The organism is Neobacillus ginsengisoli (genome assembly GCF_030813055.1).
In genome coordinates, this window is the sequence record NZ_JAUSTW010000012.1 from 39174 (window position 1) to 62814 (window position 23641).

Below are 23641 nucleotides of genomic sequence, written 5' to 3' on the forward strand. Positions count from 1 at the left end.
CCTAGTATGAAAGTTTTTATATTGAAGGTTAAATTACCAACGATAGTGAGCAAACGCTTTGTTTGCTTCTGCCATTTTGTGTGTATCTTCACGTTTCTTAACAGATGCACCAGTGTTGTTAGCTGCATCCATGATTTCGTTAGCTAAACGCTCTTCCATCGTTTTTTCACCGCGAAGACGCGAGTAGTTCACTAACCAGCGAAGACCAAGAGTTGTACGGCGGTCAGGACGCACCTCAACTGGTACTTGGTAGTTCGCACCACCTACACGGCGTGCTTTAACTTCAAGTACTGGCATAATATTTTTCATCGCTGCATCGAAAACTTCCATTGGCTCTTTTCCAGAACGTTCGCGAATTGTATTAAATGCAGAGTAAAGAATTTCTTGCGATTTACCTCTTTTACCGTCAACCATCATTTTGTTGATTAGACGAGTAACAAGTTTAGAATTGTAAAGCGGATCTGGTAACACGTCTCTTTTTGCTACAGGACCTTTACGTGGCATATTTTTTCCTCCTTTCAAAGAAGCTTCTATTTAATATGATTATTTTTTCGGTGCTTTTGGTCTCTTAGTACCATATTTTGAGCGACCTTGCATACGGTTGTTTACACCAGCAGTATCAAGTGCTCCACGTACGATATGATAACGTACCCCCGGTAAGTCTTTTACACGTCCTCCACGGATAAGAACAACGCTGTGTTCTTGAAGGTTGTGGCCAATACCAGGAATGTATGCTGTCACCTCAATACCATTTGTCAAACGTACACGTGCATATTTACGTAACGCTGAGTTCGGTTTCTTTGGAGTCATTGTACCAACACGAGTACATACTCCGCGTTTTTGTGGTGAAGATACATTAGTTTGTGATTTTTTAAAGCTGTTATAGCCTTTATTTAGCGCAGGTGATTTTGACTTTTCCTCTTTAGATTGACGAGGCTTGCGCACTAATTGATTAATTGTAGGCATGTTTTTTTCCTCCCTTCATTATTTGTAAACCCACACATCCAGGTGGTTCATTTTTTTGCAAAAACAAAGTTTTTGCAGACTAATCTATCTACAAAAACAGTTTTTAACGGATAATTGCAACAGTTGAAGCACCTACCTCAATCCCACATGCTTTGCCGAGTTTTTTCATCGATTCCACATATAAGACAGGAACGCTTAATTCAAGAGCTACACTTACTACTTTTGCTGTCACTTTCGGTTCAGCATCGCTTGCAATGATTAACTCTTGAACACTACCTTCTTTAAGGGCTTTTACTGTTTGTTTTGTTCCAATGACAATTCTTTTGGCCTGTAATACTTTTTCATAAGACATTTATCATATCCTCCAAAGTATCAGGTGAATAGAAGCACCTTTAATATAGTAACATCTTCATAAAAGGATGTCAACAAGACTTATAGACTTTCTTTAAAACGCGGTACATAGAAAAGCGGAAGCGCCTTAACCAGGGGCGACATGCATAAGACGAGCCGACGGGAAGGTTGCTTTTTAACCTTCCCGACGGATTTACTGTAGACCTGTGAGCCCCTAGGCGCTGGAGCTAGACATTACTCATGTTTTATTAATCAATTGCTACTGTTTCTTCAGAAGTTGTATCTCTTAGGACAGGATCTGCTTTGCGATAACGCTGCATTCCTGTTCCCGCAGGTACAAGCTTACCGATGATAACATTTTCTTTCAATCCAAGCAATTCATCACGTTTACCTTTAATAGCTGCATCTGTAAGAACTCTTGTTGTTTCTTGGAAAGAAGCTGCAGACAAGAAAGAGTCTGTTTCAAGTGATGCTTTGGTAATACCAAGTAATACCGGACGTCCGGTTGCAGGTAATTTTCCGCTTAATAACGCCTTTTCATTCGCATCAGTGAACTGATGAATGTCTAAGAGTGTCCCTGGAAGGACATCTGTTTCACCGGCATCAATAACACGGACTTTACGAAGCATTTGGCGCACCATTACCTCAACGTGCTTATCGCCAATTTCAACCCCTTGCATGCGGTAAACTTTTTGTACTTCACGCAATAGGTATTCTTGGACGGCATTTACGTCTTTTACTTTAATTAATTCTTTAGGGTCAATAGAACCCTCTGTCAGTTCTTGACCGCGTGCCACCTGATCATTTATTGCAACCTTCAAGCGTGCTGTATAAGGAGCATTGTAGGTACGTGATTCAACATCGCCTTGCACAACGATTTCATGCTGACGGTCACGGCCTTCGTTAATCCCGACAACCACACCATCGATTTCAGAAATTACAGCTTGCCCTTTAGGGTTACGCGCTTCAAAAATCTCTTGGATACGTGGTAAACCTTGGGTAATATCGTCTCCTGCTACCCCACCTGTATGGAAAGTACGCATCGTTAACTGTGTTCCTGGCTCACCAATCGATTGTGCAGCAATAATACCAACAGCTTCGCCGACTTCAACCTCTTGGCCAGTGGCTAAGTTACGACCATAGCATTTCTTACATACGCCGTGGCGAGTATTACAGGTAAAGGCAGACCGAATTTTCACTTCTTCAATACCTGCGCCAACAATGATTTCAGCTAGATCTTCTGTAATAAGTCCATTCTCAGGTACAAGGACTTCCTTCGTTTCAGGATGCTTAATGGCATTACGTGCATAACGTCCAATTAAACGTTCATCTAGTCCTTCAATTACTTCAGTACCGTCTTTTAATGAACGAATTAATAAACCACGATCCGTTCCGCAATCATCTTCACGGACAATGACATCTTGTGCTACGTCAACAAGACGACGTGTCAAATAACCAGAGTCAGCTGTTTTAAGAGCTGTATCAGCAAGTCCTTTACGAGCACCATGTGTAGAAATAAAGTACTCTAATACCGTTAGACCTTCACGGAAACTGGATTTAATCGGTAATTCAATGATACGTCCAGCCGGGTTGGCCATTAGACCGCGCATACCTGCTAGCTGCGTAAAGTTTGATGCGTTACCACGGGCACCGGAATCACTCATCATGAAAATTGGGTTCGTTTTATTCAAGGATTTCATCAGTTTACCTTGAATGGTATCCTTCGCTTGGCTCCAAATCGCAATAACGCGATCATAACGCTCTTCTTCGGTAATTAATCCACGTCTGAATTGCTTCATCACGTTATCTACTTTTGCTTGTGCCTCATGAAGAATTTCCTGCTTTTCCTTAAGTACAACAATATCAGCAACACCGACCGTAATACCGGCCTTTGTTGAATGTTTGAACCCTAGGTCTTTCATACGGTCAAGCATTTTGGACGTTTCAGTAATTTTGAAACGCTTGAATACTTCAGCGATAATATTTCCAAGGATTTTCTTTTTGAACGGATCAATTAACGGCATTGCTTTAATTTTTGCTAGAACGTCTTCACCTTTTTCAACGAAATACTTTTCAGGTGTTTGGACTTCCAGATTATTCCTTGTTGGTTCATTGATATAAGGGAATGATTTCGGTAGAATCTCATTAAAAATAAGTTTCCCAACAGTTGTTATTAATAGCTTACTGTTTTGTTCTTCCGTAAAGGTTTCATTTCCTAATGAACCGGCAGGGACTGCAACACGTGTATGCAAGTGAACATAACCGTTTTGATAGGCAAGAATCGCTTCACTCGTGTCTTTAAAAATCATCCCTTCACCGACTGTGCCTTCCCGCTCTAAGGTTAAGTAATAGTTACCTAATACCATATCCTGTGAAGGTGTAACAACCGGTTTTCCATCTTTAGGGTTCAAGATGTTTTGTGCAGCAAGCATCAACAGACGCGCTTCTGCTTGCGCTTCTGACGAAAGCGGAACGTGAACAGCCATTTGGTCACCGTCGAAGTCCGCGTTATACGCAGTACATACGAGAGGGTGAAGGCGAATTGCCCGGCCTTCAACAAGCGTAGGTTCAAATGCCTGAATTCCTAATCTATGCAATGTAGGGGCACGGTTTAATAGAACCGGATGCTCTCTGATTACATCTTCAAGTACATCCCAAACATCAGGAGACACTCTTTCAATTTTCCGCTTCGCGGACTTGATGTTATGTGCTAAACCTTTTTCAACAAGCTCCTTCATAACAAATGGCTTAAATAGTTCTAAAGCCATTTCTTTCGGAAGGCCGCATTGATACATTTTTAAGTTTGGACCTACTACAATTACCGAACGGCCGGAATAGTCAACACGCTTACCGAGAAGGTTTTGACGGAAACGACCTTGCTTCCCTTTTAACATATGGGATAGTGATTTTAACGGACGGTTACCCGGTCCTGTTACAGGACGGCCGCGTCTGCCGTTATCAATCAAGGCATCAACCGCTTCTTGCAGCATCCGTTTTTCGTTCTGAACGATAATGCTCGGTGCTCCAAGGTCTAATAAACGCTTTAGACGGTTATTACGGTTAATAACACGGCGGTAAAGATCATTTAAGTCAGATGTAGCAAATCTTCCCCCATCCAATTGGACCATTGGACGAAGTTCAGGAGGAATAACAGGAAGCACATCCAGAATCATCCATGAAGGTTCATTACCGGAACCGCGGAATGCTTCTAATACTTCAAGGCGTTTAATCGCACGGGTGCGTCGTTGGCCTTGTGCTGTTTTTAATTCTTCCTTTAAACTTTCTACTTCTTTGTTTAGATCGATATCTGAGAGTAATTTTTTGATAGCTTCTGCACCCATGGCAGCTTGGAATTTATTTCCGTACTTATCACGGTATGCACGATATTCTTTTTCAGATAAGAGTTGCTTCTTATCAAGGGCGGTATCTCCGGATTCCGTTACTACATAAGAAGCAAAATAAATCACTTCTTCTAATGCCCGTGGGGACATATCTAAAACAAGTCCCATTCGGCTAGGAATTCCTTTGAAATACCATATATGAGATACAGGTGCAGCAAGCTCAATATGACCCATTCGCTCACGGCGGACTTTTGCCCGTGTTACTTCAACACCGCATCGGTCACAAACAACGCCTTTATAACGAACACGTTTGTACTTTCCGCAATGACATTCCCAGTCCTTTGTTGGACCGAAAATCCTTTCACAGAATAAGCCATCCTTTTCAGGCTTTAAAGTACGATAGTTAATGGTTTCCGGTTTTTTCACTTCTCCGAATGACCATGAACGGATTTTATCCGGTGAAGCAAGACCAATCTTCATATACTCAAAATTATTAACATCCAGCAAGGGGCCTACCTCCCTTTTGATCTCCAGGTTTTACCCTTATTGCGAACAAAAGCTAAAAGCGCACTCGGAACAAGCAAAGCTTGTTCCTATCGAAGCATATACACGATAAGCTTCCCTTTTGGGTGTGCGCTGCAGCTAGTAACTACTCTTTTGAACCGACTTTTTCTGATTCAAAGTTCTGCGCTTCAGAAACAATGTTTAACGTATCGACTTGTTGTAAGTCATCCTCATCTTCCAAATCACGCATTTCAATTTCTTCTTCATCTCCTGATAGAATTTTCACATCCATACCAAGACTTTGAAGTTCTTTAATTAATACTTTGAATGATTCAGGAACACCTGGCTCTGGAACATTTTCACCTTTTACAATCGCTTCATATGTCTTCACACGACCAACTACATCATCTGATTTCACTGTTAGGATTTCTTGAAGTGTATATGCTGCTCCGTATGCTTCAAGTGCCCAAACCTCCATCTCACCAAAACGCTGTCCACCAAATTGTGCTTTACCGCCAAGTGGCTGCTGCGTAACAAGTGAGTATGGTCCAGTTGAGCGGGCGTGTAACTTATCATCAACCATGTGTGCAAGTTTAATCATATACATAACACCTACAGAAACACGGTTATCAAATGGTTCACCTGAACGGCCATCATATAGAACCGTTTTCGCATCACGCGCCATTCCAGCTTCTTCAATCGTTCCCCAAACATCTTCCTCACGAGCACCATCAAATACTGGAGAGGCTACATGAATTCCTAAGTAGCGGGCTGCCATTCCAAGATGAAGCTCTAACACCTGACCGATGTTCATACGAGAAGGTACCCCTAGAGGATTTAACATGATATCAACTGGCGTTCCGTCTGGTAGGTAAGGCATATCTTCTTCAGGTAAAATCCTTGAGATAACCCCTTTATTACCATGTCGACCAGCCATCTTATCGCCTTCATGAATTTTACGCTTCTGAACAATATAGACACGGACAAGCTGGTTCACACCCGGCGGGAGTTCATCGCCATCTTCACGGTTAAAGACTTTAACATCGTGAACAATTCCTCCGCCGCCATGTGGTACACGAAGAGAAGTATCACGGACTTCACGTGCTTTTTCACCAAAAATAGCATGCAAAAGTCTTTCTTCAGCAGTAAGTTCTGTAACCCCTTTTGGAGTTACTTTACCAACAAGAAGGTCTCCGTCTTTTACCTCTGCCCCGGTACGGATAATACCGCGTTCATCTAAATTACGAAGGGCGTCTTCCCCTACGTTAGGAATGTCGCGGGTAATTTCTTCCGGTCCCAGTTTTGTATCACGTGATTCGGATTCGTATTCTTCAATATGAATCGATGTATACACATCGTCTTTTACTAAACGTTCACTCATGATGATCGCATCTTCATAGTTATAGCCATCCCATGTCATAAAGGCCACGAGAACATTACGTCCTAGAGCTAATTCCCCTAGCTCCATTGAAGGACCGTCAGCAAGAATTTCGCCTTTCTTCACACGGTCACCTACTGCAACGATTGGACGCTGGTTATAGCAGGTACCTTGGTTTGAACGGATAAATTTTAAGAGTCGATATTTTTTAAGGTCACCTTTTACTTCTTGACCATCTACTTCTTTAATTTGACGAACCCATACTTCACGTGCTTCGACATGTTCCACAATACCATCATGCTTACAAATAACAGCCGCACCTGAATCTTTCCCGGATACATATTCCATACCGGTACCAACGCGAGGAGCCTCAGGCTGCATTAGCGGTACGGCTTGACGCTGCATGTTCGCACCCATCAAGGCACGGTTAGAGTCATCATTCTCAAGGAACGGAATACATGCTGTTGCCGCAGATACAACCTGTTTTGGTGATACATCCATATAATCGATGCGTTCACGTTTAACAACTGTATTTTCACCGCGGAAACGCGCCACTACATCTTCATCAAGGAATGACCCATCATCTCCAAGACGGGAGTTTGCTTGTGCCACTACATAGAGATCTTCTTCATCTGCGGTTAAATAATCGATTCGGCCTGTTACCCTTCCGGTATCAGGATCAATACGGCGGTATGGAGTTTCAATGAAACCGAAGCGGTTTACTTTCGCATATGATGATAATGAGTTAATTAGTCCGATGTTCGGACCCTCAGGCGTTTCAATCGGACACATACGGCCATAGTGGGAATAGTGTACGTCACGGACTTCAAAGCCTGCACGTTCACGGGTTAATCCACCCGGTCCTAATGCTGAAAGACGACGCTTGTGAGTTAATTCCGCAAGCGGATTCGTTTGGTCCATGAACTGTGAAAGCTGAGAGCTGCCAAAGAACTCTTTAATCGAAGCGATCACAGGACGGATATTAATTAATTGCTGCGGAGTAATTGTTGCTGTATCTTGAATGGACATTCTTTCGCGAACCACACGTTCCATCCGGGATAATCCGATACGGAACTGATTTTGCAGCAATTCTCCAACAGAACGAAGACGTCTGTTACCCAAATGATCGATATCATCAGTATCACCGACACCATGCAGTAAGTTAAAGAAATAACTTATGGATGAAATGATATCAGCAGGAGTAATATTTTTAATTGGCTCTGCCACATAGGCGTTGCCCAACACATTTATAACTTTTTCACTTTCATCATTTGGAGCATAGATTTTAATTCCTTGAAGAATAATTTCTTCTTCGACTACACCACCGGCAGGATTAAAGCCTTTAAAGTTAATGTTTTTTTCAAGAGCAGGAATGATTCGGTCCAGATTTCTGCGATCAAGGACTGTTCCTTTTTCCGCAATAACTTCACCTGTTTCAGGGTCAGCAAGGGATTCTGCCAGACGCTGATTGAATAAGCGGTTTTTAATATGAAGCTTCTTATTGATTTTATAACGCCCAACGTTCGCTAAATCATAGCGTTTTGGGTCAAAAAATCGGGAAACCAATAAGCTTTTCGCATTATCAACGGTTGGCGGTTCACCCGGACGGAGGCGCTCATAAATTTCAAGCAGTGCTTTTTCAACACCCTCTGTGTTGTCCTTCTCTAACGTATTGCGAATATACTCGTTATCACCAATCAATTCAATGATTTCTTGATCAGAACCGAACCCTAACGCACGCAAAAGAACCGTAACGGGCAGTTTCCGAGTACGATCTATTCTTACATATACGACATCTTTGGCATCAGTTTCGTATTCAAGCCAAGCGCCGCGGTTCGGAATTACAGTCGCTGTAAATCCTCTTTTTCCATTTTTATCAACTTTCCCACTGAAGTAAACACTCGGTGACCGGACTAATTGGGAAACAATAACACGTTCTGCCCCATTAATGACAAACGTACCTGTTTCCGTCATAAGCGGAAAATCACCCATAAAAACATCTTGGTCTTTTACTTCGCCTGTTTCTTTGTTAACTAGACGCACTTTAACACGCAACGGCGCTGAATATGTAACGTCCCGTTCTTTTGATTCTTCAACAGAATACTTTGGATCGCCAAGGCTGTAATCAATAAATTCCAGTGATAGGTTACCAGTAAAGTCTTCAATCGGTGAAATATCCTGGAACATTTCACGCAATCCCTCATCAAGAAACCATTGATATGAAGAGGTTTGGATTTCAATAAGATTTGGTAATTCTAAAACTTCACTGATTCGCGCGTAACTTCTTCGTTGGCGGTGTCGTCCATACTGAACTAGTTGACCTGTCAACTGATTCACCCCTCAAATCAAGCGTTATGATAAAAATTTATTTACGTCCTCAGCAAGGAATTGACATTCCTTCCATCAGACAAAAAGAAAAAGGGTTTTTTAAATCAAAAACCACATTTTCACATTTTGACTATTATTTTGTCATCTTTTCCTAATCAATCCAATTTTATACATAAAAAGTAAGTATTTATAGGAATAATTCGGAAAATATTATGATGGCATTTTATAATGCTACCATAGTGACATTTTCCAGTCAACTATTTTATCGATTTAATGATAAAATAACCTTTTGATTTGTCAATAGTCTCAACAACAGAAAATAATTCTTTTAATTTTTCAATTGCGGATGGTGCCCCTTGTTTTTTTTGAATGACCACCCAGAGCTCACCGTGTGAAACAAGACGTTCGTAGCTTTGTTCAAAAATATCATGAACTGTCTTTTTTCCGGCCCTAATCGGTGGATTTGTTAGGATCACTGAAAAATTACTTTCCTTTACATTTACCAAACGGTCACTCTCGTATATAACAACATTTTGAATCCGGTTAAGTTCAGCATTTTCCTTTGCCAATTCAATCGCCCTCTCATTGACATCAACCATATGAACGGTTCGTCCATGAAAGCTCTTCGCAACTGATAGGCCAATCGGTCCATATCCGCAACCTACATCTAAAACAAGCCCCTCCGCCTTCGGCATTTCAAACGTTTCAATCAATAAACGTGAGCCAAAATCTACTTCCCTTTTCGAAAAGACACCATTATCCGTTTTAAAACGAAATAGATGATTCCTGAGTGTAAAATCCCAATATTTCGGATCACTTTCAACCTTTTGGGTACGAGAATAGTAGTGTTCAGTCAACAGACTCACCTCCCGGAGAGCGTATATAATTGAAGAAAAAAGAGGACTTTCATTTTTTAAACAATCGATGGATTTTTCTTAAGCGAAAAAAAGCCCGCTTAGACAGCGAGCTCATTTTTTTGGTAATTACTTAACTTCAACGTTGGCTCCAACTTCAGCAAGCTTAGCTTTGATTTCTTCTGCTTCTTCTTTAGCAACGCCTTCTTTAACAGCTTTTGGAGTGTTGTCAACAAGGTCTTTTGCTTCTTTAAGTCCAAGACCAGTGATTTCACGTACAACTTTGATAACTTTGATTTTTTGATCGCCAGCGCTAGCTAGGATTACATCAAATTCAGTTTGCTCTTCAACAGCAGCAGCTCCAGCTCCGCCTACCATTGCTACAGGAGCAGCAGCAGTTACGCCGAATTCTTCTTCGATTGCTTTTACTAGATCGTTAAGTTCTAAAACAGTCATAGATTTAACTGCTTCAATGATTTGTTCTTTAGTCATGATAAATTTTCCTCCTTAGTTTACGTTCGTTTTATTAGGATAGCGTTTCAGATTAACTTACGCGCCTTGTTCTTCTTTTTGTTCTGCAACTGCTTTTGTAACAAGAGCAAGGTTGCGAATTGGAGCTTGTAGTACGCTGAGTAGCATAGAAAGTAAGCCTTCGCGTGAAGGTAGTTCAGCAAGAGCTTTAACCTCTTCAACTGTTGCAACATTTCCTTCAATTACACCAGCTTTAATTTCAAGTGCCTCATGCTTTTTCGCAAAATCATTCAAGATTTTGGCAGGTGCTACTACGTCTTCGTTACTGAACGCAATTGCGTTCGGACCTGTTAACGCATCATTTAAACCTGAAAGCTCAGCTGCATCAGCTGCACGGCGAGTCATTGTGTTTTTGTAAACTTTGAAATCGATACCAGCTTCGCGAAGTTGTTTACGAAGTTCAGTTACTTCAGCAACAGATAGTCCGCGATAATCAACAACAATTGTTGATTTGCTAGCTTTTAATTTATCGGTGATTTCATCAACGATTAATTTTTTTGATTCGATTGCGTTGCTCATCTTTACACCTCCTGTAGATTCTCTACATTTATACCAGGCAAGTAAAAACCTCCATATCTTAACAACGACATGGAGGCAGCATACAATAGCCGATTAATTCAGCCAATTCTATCGCATTACCTCGGCAGGACATTAAGCCATTTGGCACCTGCTGTCTACAGTACAAATGTTTATTATTTTAAACAACAAAACATATTATATAAAATATATTATTGTTTGTCAACTAAAAATTATTTTACCGCAACGGATGAAGGATCTACTTTCACACCAGGTCCCATAGTTGAAGTAACAGTTACGTTCTTCATGTAAGTACCTTTTGCAGCAGCAGGCTTAGCTTTTAACATTGTTTCAAAAACTGTGTTGAAGTTTTCAACAAGCTTTTCGTTTTCAAAAGATGATTTACCGATTGGAACATGGATATTCCCAGCTTTGTCAACGCGGTATTCAACTTTACCTGCTTTAATTTCGTTAATAGCTCTAGTTACATCAAATGTAACTGTACCAGTTTTAGGGTTTGGCATTAAGCCTTTAGGTCCTAATACACGGCCAAGTTTACCAACTTCACCCATCATGTCAGGAGTTGCTACGATGACATCAAATTCAAACCAACCTTGTTGAATTTTGTTGATGTACTCAGCATCACCTACATAATCAGCACCAGCTGCTTCTGCTTCTTTCACTTTTTCACCCTTCGCGAAAACTAAAACGCGTTGAGTTTTACCAGTACCGTTTGGAAGTACAACAGCTCCACGGATTTGTTGATCAGCTTTCTTAGGGTCAACACCTAAACGGAATGCTACTTCTAAAGTTGCATCAAATTTCGCAAAATTTGTTTGCTTCGCAAGGTCAATTGCGTCTGCAATCGGGTAAGCTTTTGTACGATCTACAAGCTTTGCAGCTTCTAAATACTTTTTACCTTTTTTAGCCATTTAATTTTTCCTCCTAGATTGTGGTTTTAGCGGAATGTTACCTCCCACGAAAAAGGTTGCGAGTGAAATATATCAACGTCGCAACCCCTCATTACATCCAACAGTTTACATGGATTAGTCTTCGATAACGATACCCATGCTGCGTGCAGTACCTTCAACCATGCGCATTGCTGCTTCAACACTAGCTGCGTTGAGGTCAGGCATTTTCTGTTCCGCAATCTCGCGTACTGTGTTACGCTTAACTGTTGCTACTTTATTACGGTTAGGCTGGCCTGAACCAGACTGGATTCCAGCTGCTACTTTCAAAAGAACGGCAGCAGGAGGAGTTTTCGTAATAAATGTAAATGAACGGTCTTCAAATACCGTGATTTCAACAGGAATGATCAAACCAGCTTGATCTGCTGTACGAGCGTTAAATTCCTTACAGAATCCCATGATATTAACACCGGCTTGACCAAGTGCTGGACCAACTGGCGGTGCAGGATTTGCTTTACCAGCAGGGATTTGCAATTTAACAACTTTAATTACTTTTTTAGCCACGAGACACACCTCCTTAAAGTCCGTGATGTGGTAATAGGGATAAACCCTCCCACTCAGGCATCTGTCTTTATATAAAGATAAAGAACTTGACATAAGTCTTGTCTCAGCAATCGAGACATACTGACCTATGAAATATTAACATTTTTTGAAATTGATTTCAAGTTTTTTTACATTATAATTTCTCGATTTGTGTAAAATCTAATTCTACCGGGGTATCGCGACCGAACATATTGACAAGAACTTTAAGCTTCGATTTCATTTTATCCATCTCTTCGATGGAACCGGTAAAGTCGGCAAATGGACCTTCTTTCACCCGAACGGTTTCGCCAATTTCATAATTCACATCGACTCGTTTTTCATCAACGCCCATACGCTTCAGTAATCCAGTTACCTCTTCCGGCAACAACGGAGTCGGCTTTGAACCCGAACCGGCAGAACCGACGAATCCGGTTACACCGGGTGTATTCCTCACTACATACCAGGAATCATCCGTCATCACAATTTCAACTAACACATACCCAGGGAAAACTTTACGTTTTACGACCTTTTTCTTACCATTTTTAATTTCTGTTTCTTCTTCTTCCGGAACAACGACACGGAAAATTTTATCCGCCATACCCATTGATTCGACACGTTTTTCTAAATTAGCTTTTACTTTATTTTCATAACCCGAGTAAGTATGAACAACATACCAATTCTTTTCCATTTAAGAGGACTAGAGCGTCCGTCCCTCCCTGCATTTTTATCAGTAACCCTTTTGTTATTTTGAACTATGATCACTGTCTAGCTCCAGCGCCTAGCCCCTCGAGTCGCTTCGGTCCTGACCAAGGCGCTTCCGCTTTTCGTTTTTAAACCAAATGAAAAAACCCGTTAAACGGGCTTTACATAAAATTTCCTGTATTATTCACCATTATACCATGAAATATAGTTTATTATTCAAGAATTAAACGAATCAATTTCGAAATCCCAAAATCTATCACTTCAAAGAAAAGAGCAAAGAATACAACAGTCGATAAAACGGTAATCGTATAACGAGTTAATTCACCGCGTCTCGGCCAGCTTACCTTTCTCATTTCACGGAAAACATCACTGAAAAACTTCTTTATGCGTTGCATTCAATAACCCCCAACTATATGAATAGCACTGCTGGAATCTAGTAAAATTATTTTGTTTCACGGTGGTTTGTATGAGAACCGCATGTTTTGCAAAACTTTTTCAATTCTAATCTCTCTGATTGTGTCTGGTTACCCGCTGTCGAATAATTTCGTGAACCGCACTCCACACAAGCTAGGATAATTTTTTTACTCATTGTTTACACCTTCAAAAAACCATCATTTTTATCTTTAAAAATGTAACATGCACCCAAATTATTGTCAATAACCCTTGAGAGCGTATTAATATTATAGACAATAATGTCGATTTACAAAGAAAATTCTCGAACCTCTAAATATCTCTCTAGTTTTCGTTTTACACGTTGCAGGGCATTATCAATAGATTTGACATGACGATTCAGTTCTTCAGAAATTTCTTGGTAGGACTGTCCATCTAAGTAAAGAGCTAAAACCTTTCTTTCTAAATCACTCAACAATTCGGTCATTTTCACTTCAATATGATCAAATTCTTCCTGATTGATAATTAGCTCTTCAGGGTCAAGAACCTTTGCACCTGATAAAACATCCATCAATGTCCGGTCTGATTCTTCATCATATATAGGCTTGTCCAATGAAACATAGGAATTTAAAGGAATATGTTTTTGCCTTGTAGCAGTTTTAATCGCAGTGATAATTTGACGGGTTATACATAACTCAGCAAACGCTTTGAAGGAAGTAAGTTTATCCTCCCGAAAGTCACGAATCGCCTTATAAAGACCAATCATACCTTCTTGGACAATGTCTTCTTTATCTGCCCCAATTAAAAAATAGGATCTTGCTTTTGCTCGTACAAAATTTCGATATTTATGAATTAAAAAATCCAAAGCCTCCGTGTCACCTTGGTGCACTAAATCAACGATTTCTTCATCTTCCATTACAATGAAGTGTTCGTTGATTTTCATCCCGAATTCTGTACTCAACGTCGATCCCCTCCACCGTACAAGCATAGATAGTATTAGTATACATCAGAATTTTTTTAATCTCAACGCTCATTTTTTCCCTCTGCGCCATTTTTCAAAAATTTCTGCCACTTCATTACTAATCGGTATCTTGGATACTGGTTTTTTTTCTTGGATTTTCTTTACCTTTTTTTCAATTCCTTTTTCAATCAAAGACATTTCATGAAGCAGCTCACGAGCGGATATTCTTAAGGCCCCTTGTCCGAAAATTGCCCATTGTTCCGTAAAATCGGAGGTGGCTACATGAATTTGCGTTTTCCGATTGTTTAAACTAATAGCCATTTTTTCAATCCGCTCATCAGCTGTCTCATTTTCCTTTGTGAAAATCACGTCAACTTTATGATTTTTATATCTTTTCTCGGTCCCTTGAACAAAATGTGCATCAAATACAACAATGACATGGAAACCGGAATATGCTTGGAATTCTGCCATCCTTTCCACTAAACGGTCCCGTGCGGCAGGCAAATCACGTTCCTTTAATGTCCTGAGCTCCGGCCATGCACCGATAATGTTATATCCGTCAACTAGCAGGATATCCATAAACTATCCCCCAAGAGGATGACGATTTCGATAAACCTCATACATGAGGAGTGCTGCTGCAACGGATGCATTCAACGAAGTTACTTTTCCTGTCATTGGTAAATGAATCAGAAAATCGCATTTATCCCTGACAAGCCTGCCCATTCCTTTTCCTTCACTGCCTATGACGAGCCCAAGTGGAAGTGTCCCATCAAACACGCGATAGTCTTCTTTTCCCTGGGCATCTGTTCCTGCAATCCACACACCGCGTTCTTTTAATTCATCAATTGTCCTTGCCATATTTGTCACTCGTACGACCGGAATATATTCAATTGCACCTGTTGAGGCTTTAGCTACTGTTGCGGTTAAGCCTACAGCCCTCCGTTTTGGAATAATAATTCCATGCGCCCCGACAGCATCTGCTGTCCTCATAATGGAGCCTAGGTTATGGGGATCCTCAATTTCATCCAACAGCAGAAAGAAAGGAGGTTCGTTTTTCTTTTCCGCAGCAGCAAATAAATCATCCAGTTCCGCATATTGATATGCTGCAACATAAGCGAGAACCCCTTGATGATTTTGATCCGTGATTTGATCGATTTTTTTCTTTGGTACAAATTGAACAATCACATTTGCTTCTTTTGCCAGCTGGGTGATTTGCTGCATTTGACCGCGCTGCGACCCTTCAGCAATAAGGATTTTATTAATATCTCTTTCTGATTTTAGTGCCTCAATCACCGGGTTTTTTCCGATGATGTATTCTTCCTGATTCATCCTACTGTTCCTCCTTTCTCTTCAGCCACATACGAAAATGCCTTACGAATGAGTTCTTCTAACCGGTCCAATTCCCCCGTTAAATAAAGATATCCCATTAAAGCTTCAAACGCAGTACTGTAACGATACGTCTGGACATCCGTATTTTTCGGGATTGTCCCTGATTTTGCATTTCGTCCGCGCATTACAACTGCTAATTCATTGTCAGAGAGAAGTTTATCATCCATCATCTGAAATAAAATTTGACATTGCGCTTTTGCAGATACATATTTCGTACCTGTACGGTGTAAGTGGTGCGGCTTCACTTTCCCGCTTTGAAGGAGGTGGCGCCTTACGTAGATTTCAAAGACAGCGTCTCCCATATAGGCAAGGGCAAGGCTATTTAATTGTTTGGCATCCACTTTATTTTCATAATTAAGCATTAAATTAGCCTCTTTTCCATCTTGTCCCTTGCGCCGTATCCTCTAAAATAATATTCATTTCCTTTAATTGATCTCTAATTTGATCCGATAATTGAAAGTTCCGGTCCTTCCGCGCTTGAATTCGCTTTTCAATTAAGGCATCAATTTCTTCGTCTAACATTTCCTCATCTTCTATCGTTAGACCTAAAACATGGAATAATTGTTCAAATTCCGATAAGAAGGTATTGATTACTTCGACAGCTGTGTTTTTTTCCAAAAGATAATAATTCGCTAGTTTTGAAAGCTCGAATAGGATAGAAATCGCTTTTGCAGTGTTAAAATCGTCATCCATATCTTTGATAAATTGGTCACGCAGCTCAGCTATTTTATCCAGCCACTCTTGATTATTATCGGTTAAATCTGTGCTGGCCGATGCCCGGTGTTTTAAGTTTTGATAGGAGGTTGTTAATCTTTCAAATGCCGCCTTTGTACTCTCCAATAATTCTTCACTGTAATTGATTGGATTTCGATAATGCACCGATAACATAAAAAACCTTAATACTTGCGGATTATGTTTTTTAATGATGTCATGGACTAGAACAAAATTACCGAGAGATTTGGACATTTTCTCATTATCAATGTTAATATAGCCGTTGTGCATCCAGTAATTTGCAAACGTCTTTCCTGATAGTGCTTCCGATTGAGCAATTTCATTCTCATGATGCGGGAATGTCAAATCCTGCCCCCCGGCATGAATATCGATGGTTTCACCAAGGTATTTTTTCGCCATTGCCGAGCATTCAATATGCCAGCCAGGTCTGCCAATTCCCCATGGGCTTTCCCAGAAGATTTCTCCTTCTTTCGCTGCCTTCCATAAAGCAAAGTCTAGATCATCCTGCTTTTTATCGCCAATTTCAATCCTTGCACCCACTCGTAATTCATCGATCGATTGATGGGAAAGTTTACCATAATCGTCGAATTTTCGAGTCCGGAAATATACATCTCCTTCGGATTCATACGCGTAGCCTTTTCCAATCAGTCGGCTAATAAAATCAATGATGATATCCATATTTTCCATTACCCGGGGATGAACAGTTGCCTTTTTGCAGCCCAGTGCGGAAACATCTTCAAAATAGGCATTAATAAATCGGTCAGCAATAGTCGGAACATCCTCCCCGAGTTGGTTTGCCGCACGAATCAATTTGTCATCTACATCTGTAAAATTGGAGACGTATTGAACCTCATAACCCCGATACTCAAAATACCGTCGTACCGTATCGAAGACAATAGCAGGACGGGCATTCCCTATATGGATATAATTATAGACCGTAGGGCCGCAAACATACATTTTAACCTTTCCCTCTTCAAGGGGAACAAAAACTTCCTTTTTGCGTGTAAGTGTATTATAAAGTTGAATGGCCATTGACTTTAATCCTTTCTTCACTTAATTCTTCAAGCTCTTGCCTTAGTTCATTTATTTCCATTTCCATTTCTCTTAAACGGTCGGCAATTGGATCCGGCAGGTCACAATGATTTAAATCCTTATTAATTCGTCTGCCATCCTGAATGACTACTCTTCCGGGAACTCCGACAACGGTGGAATTTGGCGGAACTTCCTTCAAAACGACAGAGCCTGCACCAATTTTAGAATTTTCCCCAATGGTAATCGATCCAAGGACCTTTGCTCCCGTTGCAATCAAAGCATTATCTTTAATGGTCGGGTGCCGTTTCCCTTTTTCTTTACCGGTTCCCCCAAGGGTTACACCTTGAAAAACTGTCACATTGTCACCAATTTCACATGTTTCCCCAATCACAACTCCCATACCATGATCGATAAAAAACCTCCTGCCTATTTTTGCCCCGGGATGAATTTCAATCCCCGTAAAAAATCGGCTCACCTGCGAAATTACCCGTGCCAGGAAATAAAATTTTCGCTTATAGAAGGCATGCGCAAAACGATGTGCCCAAATCGCATGTAAACCTGAATACGTTAAGATCACTTCTAAGTAACTTCTTGCTGCAGGATCTTGTTCAAAAACAACCTCAATATCTTCTTTAAATATTTTGAACATAGCCGGTTTCCCCCTTGAAAATTTTAAAAAAAACAAAAAGCGCCCCTGTCATATTGACAGAGACGCTTGGGCGCGGTTCCACTCTGATTAGACCGAAAGCTCATTCATACCGGGTAGCATATTTCCTAAATGGAAATCCTACGGACACCGCTTATTCCCTCCAGGGGCTTAAGGCTGAAGCTAAACATTGGTCTCACTCTACCTGTTAACGGAAAGGTTCCGCCCATGTCTACTTGGATTCGTATCGTTTCGAAACGGGGCTCAGAGGTGCATTTCAAAAAATGAGAGGCATAAACCACTTTCAGCCGATGATGGTTTTCTCTTTAAAGCGTCATTCTTTTACTTTTCCTCTTCAACACTTTGTTACATATAAAATTACTTTCTTTTAATATATTATATTTTTGCTCCAATGTTAACTGATAATTTTATTTATTCTCATTTGAACCTTTGTTTTCCCTAAAAGTTCAATTGCTTGAGGAAGGTCAGGCCCGTGAGTTTGCCCTGTTACGGCAGCACGAATCGGCATAAAGAGATTTTTCCCCTTTTGACCGGTTGATTTTTGGACCGCTTTCATAGCAGCCTTAATTTCTTCTGCATGGAAGTTTGGCAATTGGTCAAGTTCTTGTGAAAATGCCTTTAAAACTTCCGGCACCTGTTCCCCTGAAAGAATTTCTTTCGCTTCTTCTTCATATTCTGCGTCGTCCTTAAAGAACATATCCGTAAGCTCGACAATCTCTGCACCAAAGCTCATTTTTTCCTGAAAAAGAGCAATTAAGCTTTTTGTCCATTGCTTCTGCTCATCGGTCATGTCCGTACTTAAACGGCCCGCTTTGATTAAGTGCGGCAACGCAAGGTCAACAACCCGGTCAATTTCAACCCTTTTCATGTATTGGTTGTTCATCCACAATAGCTTTTGCTTATCAAATAATGCCGGTGATTTCGATAAACGGCTTGCATCGAAAATCTCAATAAACTCGTTCTTAGAGTAGATTTCCTCCTCACCAGCAGGCGACCAGCCAAGTAAGGTAATAAAGTTAAATAGCGCTTCTGGAAGATAGCCCAGCTCTTCGTATTGCTCAATGAACTGAATGATGGATTCATCCCGTTTGCTTAATTTTCTACGACTTTCATTGACAATCAATGTCATATGACCGAAGACCGGCGGCTCCCAGCCGAAAGCTTCATACACAAGCAACTGTTTCGGAGTGTTTGAAATATGGTCATCCCCGCGAAGCACATGAGAGATGTCCATTAAATAATCATCAATGGTAACGGCAAAGTTATAGGTTGGCGTTCCGTCCTTTTTGACGATAACCCAGTCGCCCATTCCTTCGGATTCAAAGGAAACAACACCTTTAACCATATCATCAAATGTATAGGTCCGTGCTTCCGGAACCAGGATACGAATGCTTGGCTTCCGGCCTTCGCTTTCAAATTGACTGCGTTCACTCGCCGATAAATGGCGGCATTTTCCAGAATACTGCGGCGTTTCGCCTCTTTCGGTCTGTGCTTCCCGCTCCACTTCCAGTTCCTCTTCCGTACAGTAACACTTATAAGCCTGGCCTGACTCCAGTAATTGATTATAATAGGTTTCATAAATGTCATTTCGTTCAGATTGTCGGTACGGGCCATATTCACCACCGACATCGACGCTTTCATCCCAATCAATTCCAAGCCATTTTAAATATTTTAACTGGCTCGCCTCTCCGCCTTCAATATTTCTCTTTTTATCGGTATCTTCTATACGGATAATAAATTTCCCGCCATTATTTCGGGCATATAAATAATTGAATAACGCGGTACGAGCATTTCCAATATGTAAATGTCCTGTTGGACTTGGTGCATATCTTACACGAACATCGTTTGTCATCGCAATAATGCCTCCATCTTTCCCAATTGGTATTCATCTGATTTATTTTAACATTATGGTTTTCAGCAATAAAGACTAAATATTAACCTTTTTCAATAAAACAACAGCTTGGGAAGCGATTCCTTCTCCTCGGCCGGTAAAGCCTAATTGCTCTGTAGTAGTTGCCTTTACATTAATTTGTTCAGGCGATGCTTCAAGTAATTCGGCAATTCTTTCTTTCATTTGTCCAATATAAGGTGCCATTTTCGGCCTTTGGGCAATAATCGTACAATCGGCATTGACGAGCTCATACCCTTTTTCTTTGACCAACATCCAAACATGCTCCATTAGCTTCGAGGAATCAGCATCTTTAAAATTTGGATCTGTATCGGGAAAATGCTTACCAATATCGCCCTCACCAATCGCACCGAGGCAGGCATCTGCGACAGTATGTAATAAAACATCTGCATCTGAGTGGCCTAAAAGACCTTTCTCGTACGGAATCGTTACTCCTCCAATAATAAGCGGCCGCCCTTCTGTTAATTGATGGACATCAAAGCCCTGACCTATTCTGAACATATGCAAAACTCCTTTTATGACTCTCTATTCTTTAGAATAGCCTCGGCAAAAAATAAATCTTCCGGTGTGGTTAATTTAATATTTTCGTAATCTCCTTCTACCATTGAAACGGGATAGGAGATTCGTTCAACTAAACTGGAATCATCGGTTCCAATAAAGTGATCCTCTTCAGCCTTTTTATATGCATTAAGCAGGATTGAAATACGAAAAGCTTGTGGGGTTTGAACAGCCCACAAGCTAGATCGTTCGACAGTTTCCACAACCGCATTATCCCGTACCTTTTTCATCGTGTCTTTCGCCGGGACTCCAATAATCGCTGCACCGGTTTTCTCCGCAGTTTCTGTTAACCGGCGTATCCGGTTCTTTTGGATAAATGGGCGTGCTGCATCATGCACCAGAATAATTCCCTCGGATTCTACCGTTTTCAATGCATTATAGATGCTATCCTGACGTTCTTTCCCACCAGGTACTAAATTTTTAACTTTTTCTATCCTATACTTCTTGAGTAAAGCATGAAATGCATCCTCGTCCTGAGGGTGAATCGCTAAAATAATTCCATCACAGTTCTCATCATCCTCAAATACCTTTAACGTATGAATCAGCACAGGCATTCCATTAAGCTCTAACAAAAGCTTATTTTTCCCTGCTCCCATTCTTTTCCCCTGCCCGGCAGCAGGGATAATCACTTGATAGGACATATTCTAACCCCGCTAATCTCTATAAAGCTTTTTCCAATAATTTAGGTTTAGCAAATATCATTCTGCCTGCAGATGTTTGAAGGACACTGGTTACGAGAACATCTATTCTTTTACCAATGTATTCTCTTCCTTCTTCGACCACAATCATCGTTCCGTCATCTAAATAGGCGACACCTTGATGATACTCTTTTCCATCCTTGATCACTTGAACGGTTAATTCTTCTCCTGGAAGAACAACAGGCTTTACAGCATTTGCCAGATCATTAATATTTAAAACAAAAACATTTTGCAATTCACATACTTTATTAAGGTTGAAATCATTGGTTACAAGAATGCCGTTGGTAAGCTTAGCAAGTTTCACTAATTTACTATCAACCTCTTGGATTTCTTCAAAATCTCCCTCGTAAATTTCAACTTTTATTGCGAGTTCTTTCTGAATCCGATTTAAAATATCCAGGCCTCTTCGGCCGCGATTTCGTTTTAGAACATCAGAGGAATCCGCAATATGCTGCAGCTCCTCAAGCACGAATTGAGGAATGACAATCGTTCCTTCCAAGAATCCGGTCTGACATATATCAGCAACCCGTCCATCAATAATGACGCTGGTATCTAATATTTTCAAAGGATGGTTAGGGGTTTTTTCATTCTCCTCATCACCGGACTTTTTCTTCCCTATCCGGTTGGTAAAAAGATTTAAAAGCTCATCCCTTTTCTTAAATCCTACCTGAAAGCCGAGATAACCAAACAACAATGTCAGCAGAATAGGAGCAACAGCATTTAAAATAGGCACTTTGACAGCATTAAGAGCAAAACCAATCAAAAAGGCAACCAACAGCCCAAAAATCAGACCGATACTTCCAAAAAGGACTTCGGTAACAGGGACTTTAATAAGCGAGTCTTCTGCCCATTTAATAAATTCAATTACATAATCCACTGCCCAAAAAGTAATAAGATAAAAAATAATAGCACCTAAAATAGCCGTGACATATGAGTTACTGACAATAGGAATGTCATTCATATTCATTACTTTCAACAATCCCGGTATTAATAAAATTCCGAGTGTTCCTCCGGTTATGAGGAAGCATGCTTGAACTATTCGTTTTAACATTCCTTCACCTCCCCTACTCATTATAAACATATTCGCAAAATTGAAACCTGCGTTTGATGAATATTTTTCCTAATTGTAATCGTCCTGAAACATATTTGTTTCCATTTAAAAAATGATGGAGCTATTTTCTCCTCATAGGGTAGCATTGGAAAAAACAAGTGTCAAACAATAGGAATATTCCTTCTTAGTATACCAGTAATTTCCTTTTCGATACAATTTACAGCTGGCGATCCGTGTACAAGCGCTCTTTAATCAATTTAAAGCCCTCTTTGATTTTTTTCGCGCGAACTTCCCCTATTCCTTCCACTTCGTCAAGCTCTTCTACTGAAGCATAAATGATTTTCGATAGCTCACCAAAACAGCCGATAAGGTTTTCAATGATGATTGTCGGGAGTCTCGGAATTTTATTAAGAATCCTATATCCGCGTGGATTTTTACTTTCATCAAGATGAACATATCCAAGATATCCGAGTAATTTTAATAAAACGGTATCTTCGATGGCTCCGTTGTTGGATATAGCTTGCATGCGCTGAAGAACCTCACGCGCCTTAATATCCCGCTCAAATGCATAATCTTTGATGATGAGCGTCGTCTCCTCTTCCAAATCCGTTAAAATTTCATTCATTTGCAGACGAATAAGGCGGCCTTCTGTCCCAAGTTCATTTAAAAAGGCTAATAGTTCATTTTTTATCTTTAAAACCATTTCAAAGCGATGAAGTACAAGTAAAAAATCGTTATATGTAACGGATTCCTCAAACTCTAAAATGCTCAAATTAACGATACTTTGCTCCAAAACAGATTTATATTTTTCAAGCGTCTGGATAGCCTGATTCGCTTTGGTTAAGATAACCGCAATGTCCTTTAGGGCATAGCGGAAATTCCCCTGATACAATGTAATCACATTTCTTCTTTGGGAAATGGCGATAACCAGCGCCTTTGTTTGCTTTGCCACTCTTTCCGCGGTTCGATGGCGCATCCCTGTTTCCGAGGATGGAACTTCGTAGTCAGGTGCAAGCTGGGCATTGGCAAAAAGGATCTTATTTCCCGATTCATTTAGAATAATTGCTCCGTCCATCTTTGCCAATTCATATAAAAAGCTTGGCGAAAACGGACAATTAATTTGAAAACCGCCGTCTACTAAACTTTTCACTTTTTCATTATACCCAACAACAATAAGTCCACCGGTATTTGCCCGCAGTACATTATCAATTCCATCACGAATAGGTGTACCCGGAGCAACAAACTGTAATACTTCGCTTACGGTTTGCTCACCCAGTTTTTTCATTTCCATCT

Annotated in this window: 24 protein-coding genes and 2 other annotated features; all 24 genes read right to left on the bottom strand. The window is 40.5% G+C overall.

Annotated features, from left to right (window positions below; genetic code table 11):
- Positions 1-33 precede the first annotated feature (33 nt).
- The 24 genes from rpsG to disA all read right to left on the bottom strand — a co-directional run bounded on the left by rpsG (position 34) and on the right by disA (position 23639).
- Positions 34-504, bottom strand: a complete 471-nt coding sequence (gene rpsG / locus J2S10_RS24805) for a 30S ribosomal protein S7 (protein ID WP_307413457.1) — start codon at positions 502-504, stop codon at positions 34-36.
- Between the two features lie 39 nt (positions 505-543).
- Positions 544-966 (bottom strand): 30S ribosomal protein S12, encoded by a 423-nt coding sequence (rpsL, locus tag J2S10_RS24810; protein ID WP_088084980.1) that lies wholly within the window; start codon positions 964-966, stop codon positions 544-546.
- A gap of 103 nt (positions 967-1069) precedes the next feature.
- A complete protein-coding gene (locus tag J2S10_RS24815; RefSeq protein ID WP_307413459.1) occupies positions 1070-1318 on the bottom strand; it encodes a 50S ribosomal protein L7ae-like protein in 249 nt (82 codons plus the stop codon).
- Between the two features lie 247 nt (positions 1319-1565).
- Complete coding sequence (rpoC, locus tag J2S10_RS24820; RefSeq protein ID WP_307413461.1) at positions 1566-5165, bottom strand: DNA-directed RNA polymerase subunit beta'; 3600 nt, start codon at positions 5163-5165, stop codon at positions 1566-1568.
- A 142-nt stretch (positions 5166-5307) separates the two neighbouring features.
- Positions 5308-8868 carry a DNA-directed RNA polymerase subunit beta gene (gene rpoB / locus J2S10_RS24825; RefSeq protein WP_307413463.1) on the bottom strand — a complete coding sequence of 1187 codons (3561 nt, stop codon included), beginning with the start codon at positions 8866-8868 and terminating at the stop codon, positions 5308-5310.
- A gap of 257 nt (positions 8869-9125) precedes the next feature.
- Complete coding sequence (locus J2S10_RS24830) at positions 9126-9725, bottom strand: class I SAM-dependent methyltransferase (RefSeq protein ID WP_307413465.1); 600 nt, start codon at positions 9723-9725, stop codon at positions 9126-9128.
- Positions 9726-9851: 126 nt separating this feature from the next.
- Positions 9852-10214, bottom strand: a complete 363-nt coding sequence (gene rplL, locus J2S10_RS24835; protein WP_307413467.1) for a 50S ribosomal protein L7/L12 — start codon at positions 10212-10214, stop codon at positions 9852-9854.
- A 57-nt stretch (positions 10215-10271) separates the two neighbouring features.
- On the bottom strand, positions 10272-10772 hold the full coding sequence (rplJ, locus tag J2S10_RS24840) for a 50S ribosomal protein L10 (RefSeq protein WP_307413470.1): 501 nt from the start codon (positions 10770-10772) through the stop codon (positions 10272-10274).
- Between the two features lie 33 nt (positions 10773-10805).
- Positions 10806-10951: a sequence feature (ribosomal protein L10 leader region), on the bottom strand.
- A gap of 51 nt (positions 10952-11002) precedes the next feature.
- Positions 11003-11701 (bottom strand): 50S ribosomal protein L1, encoded by a 699-nt coding sequence (gene rplA, locus J2S10_RS24845; protein ID WP_307413473.1) that lies wholly within the window; start codon positions 11699-11701, stop codon positions 11003-11005.
- A 114-nt stretch (positions 11702-11815) separates the two neighbouring features.
- Positions 11816-12241, bottom strand: coding sequence for a 50S ribosomal protein L11 (gene rplK, locus J2S10_RS24850; protein WP_192654866.1), 426 nt, complete (start codon positions 12239-12241; stop codon positions 11816-11818).
- Between the two features lie 172 nt (positions 12242-12413).
- Positions 12414-12947, bottom strand: coding sequence for a transcription termination/antitermination protein NusG (gene nusG, locus J2S10_RS24855; RefSeq protein ID WP_307413475.1), 534 nt, complete (start codon positions 12945-12947; stop codon positions 12414-12416).
- Between the two features lie 226 nt (positions 12948-13173).
- A complete protein-coding gene (secE, locus tag J2S10_RS24860) occupies positions 13174-13356 on the bottom strand; it encodes a preprotein translocase subunit SecE (protein WP_307413478.1) in 183 nt (60 codons plus the stop codon).
- A 47-nt stretch (positions 13357-13403) separates the two neighbouring features.
- Entirely contained in the window at positions 13404-13550 is a 147-nt protein-coding gene (rpmG, locus tag J2S10_RS24865; RefSeq protein ID WP_307413480.1) for a 50S ribosomal protein L33, read from the bottom strand.
- 111 nt (positions 13551-13661) lie between these two features.
- Entirely contained in the window at positions 13662-14294 is a 633-nt protein-coding gene (gene sigH / locus J2S10_RS24870; protein ID WP_370876283.1) for an RNA polymerase sporulation sigma factor SigH, read from the bottom strand.
- 87 nt (positions 14295-14381) lie between these two features.
- Entirely contained in the window at positions 14382-14891 is a 510-nt protein-coding gene (locus J2S10_RS24875) for an NYN domain-containing protein (protein ID WP_307413485.1), read from the bottom strand.
- Between the two features lie 3 nt (positions 14892-14894).
- A complete protein-coding gene (gene rlmB / locus J2S10_RS24880) occupies positions 14895-15641 on the bottom strand; it encodes a 23S rRNA (guanosine(2251)-2'-O)-methyltransferase RlmB (RefSeq protein WP_307413487.1) in 747 nt (248 codons plus the stop codon).
- Positions 15638-16063 carry a Mini-ribonuclease 3 gene (locus J2S10_RS24885; RefSeq protein WP_307413489.1) on the bottom strand — a complete coding sequence of 142 codons (426 nt, stop codon included), beginning with the start codon at positions 16061-16063 and terminating at the stop codon, positions 15638-15640. Before J2S10_RS24885 ends, rlmB begins: the two co-directional genes overlap by 4 nt.
- 4 nt (positions 16064-16067) lie before the next feature.
- On the bottom strand, positions 16068-17465 hold the full coding sequence (cysS, locus tag J2S10_RS24890; RefSeq protein WP_307413491.1) for a cysteine--tRNA ligase: 1398 nt from the start codon (positions 17463-17465) through the stop codon (positions 16068-16070).
- The gene (gene cysE / locus J2S10_RS24895; RefSeq protein WP_307413493.1) at positions 17446-18150 is read right to left on the bottom strand and encodes a serine O-acetyltransferase; all 705 of its coding nucleotides are present in this window, start codon (positions 18148-18150) and stop codon (positions 17446-17448) included. Before cysE ends, cysS begins: the two co-directional genes overlap by 20 nt.
- 19 nt (positions 18151-18169) lie before the next feature.
- Positions 18170-18479, bottom strand: a binding site (T-box leader).
- A 47-nt stretch (positions 18480-18526) separates the two neighbouring features.
- The gene (gene gltX / locus J2S10_RS24900; RefSeq protein WP_307413495.1) at positions 18527-19984 is read right to left on the bottom strand and encodes a glutamate--tRNA ligase; all 1458 of its coding nucleotides are present in this window, start codon (positions 19982-19984) and stop codon (positions 18527-18529) included.
- Between the two features lie 75 nt (positions 19985-20059).
- Positions 20060-20542 carry a 2-C-methyl-D-erythritol 2,4-cyclodiphosphate synthase gene (gene ispF, locus J2S10_RS24905; protein ID WP_307413497.1) on the bottom strand — a complete coding sequence of 161 codons (483 nt, stop codon included), beginning with the start codon at positions 20540-20542 and terminating at the stop codon, positions 20060-20062.
- A 14-nt stretch (positions 20543-20556) separates the two neighbouring features.
- Positions 20557-21240, bottom strand: coding sequence for a 2-C-methyl-D-erythritol 4-phosphate cytidylyltransferase (gene ispD, locus J2S10_RS24910; RefSeq protein WP_307413500.1), 684 nt, complete (start codon positions 21238-21240; stop codon positions 20557-20559).
- A gap of 19 nt (positions 21241-21259) precedes the next feature.
- Positions 21260-22348: a PIN/TRAM domain-containing protein gene (locus J2S10_RS24915; protein ID WP_307413501.1), complete on the bottom strand. Its 1089-nt coding sequence runs from the start codon at positions 22346-22348 to the stop codon at positions 21260-21262.
- 217 nt (positions 22349-22565) lie between these two features.
- The gene (gene disA, locus J2S10_RS24920) at positions 22566-23639 is read right to left on the bottom strand and encodes a DNA integrity scanning diadenylate cyclase DisA (RefSeq protein ID WP_307413503.1); all 1074 of its coding nucleotides are present in this window, start codon (positions 23637-23639) and stop codon (positions 22566-22568) included.
- Positions 23640-23641 lie beyond the last annotated feature (2 nt).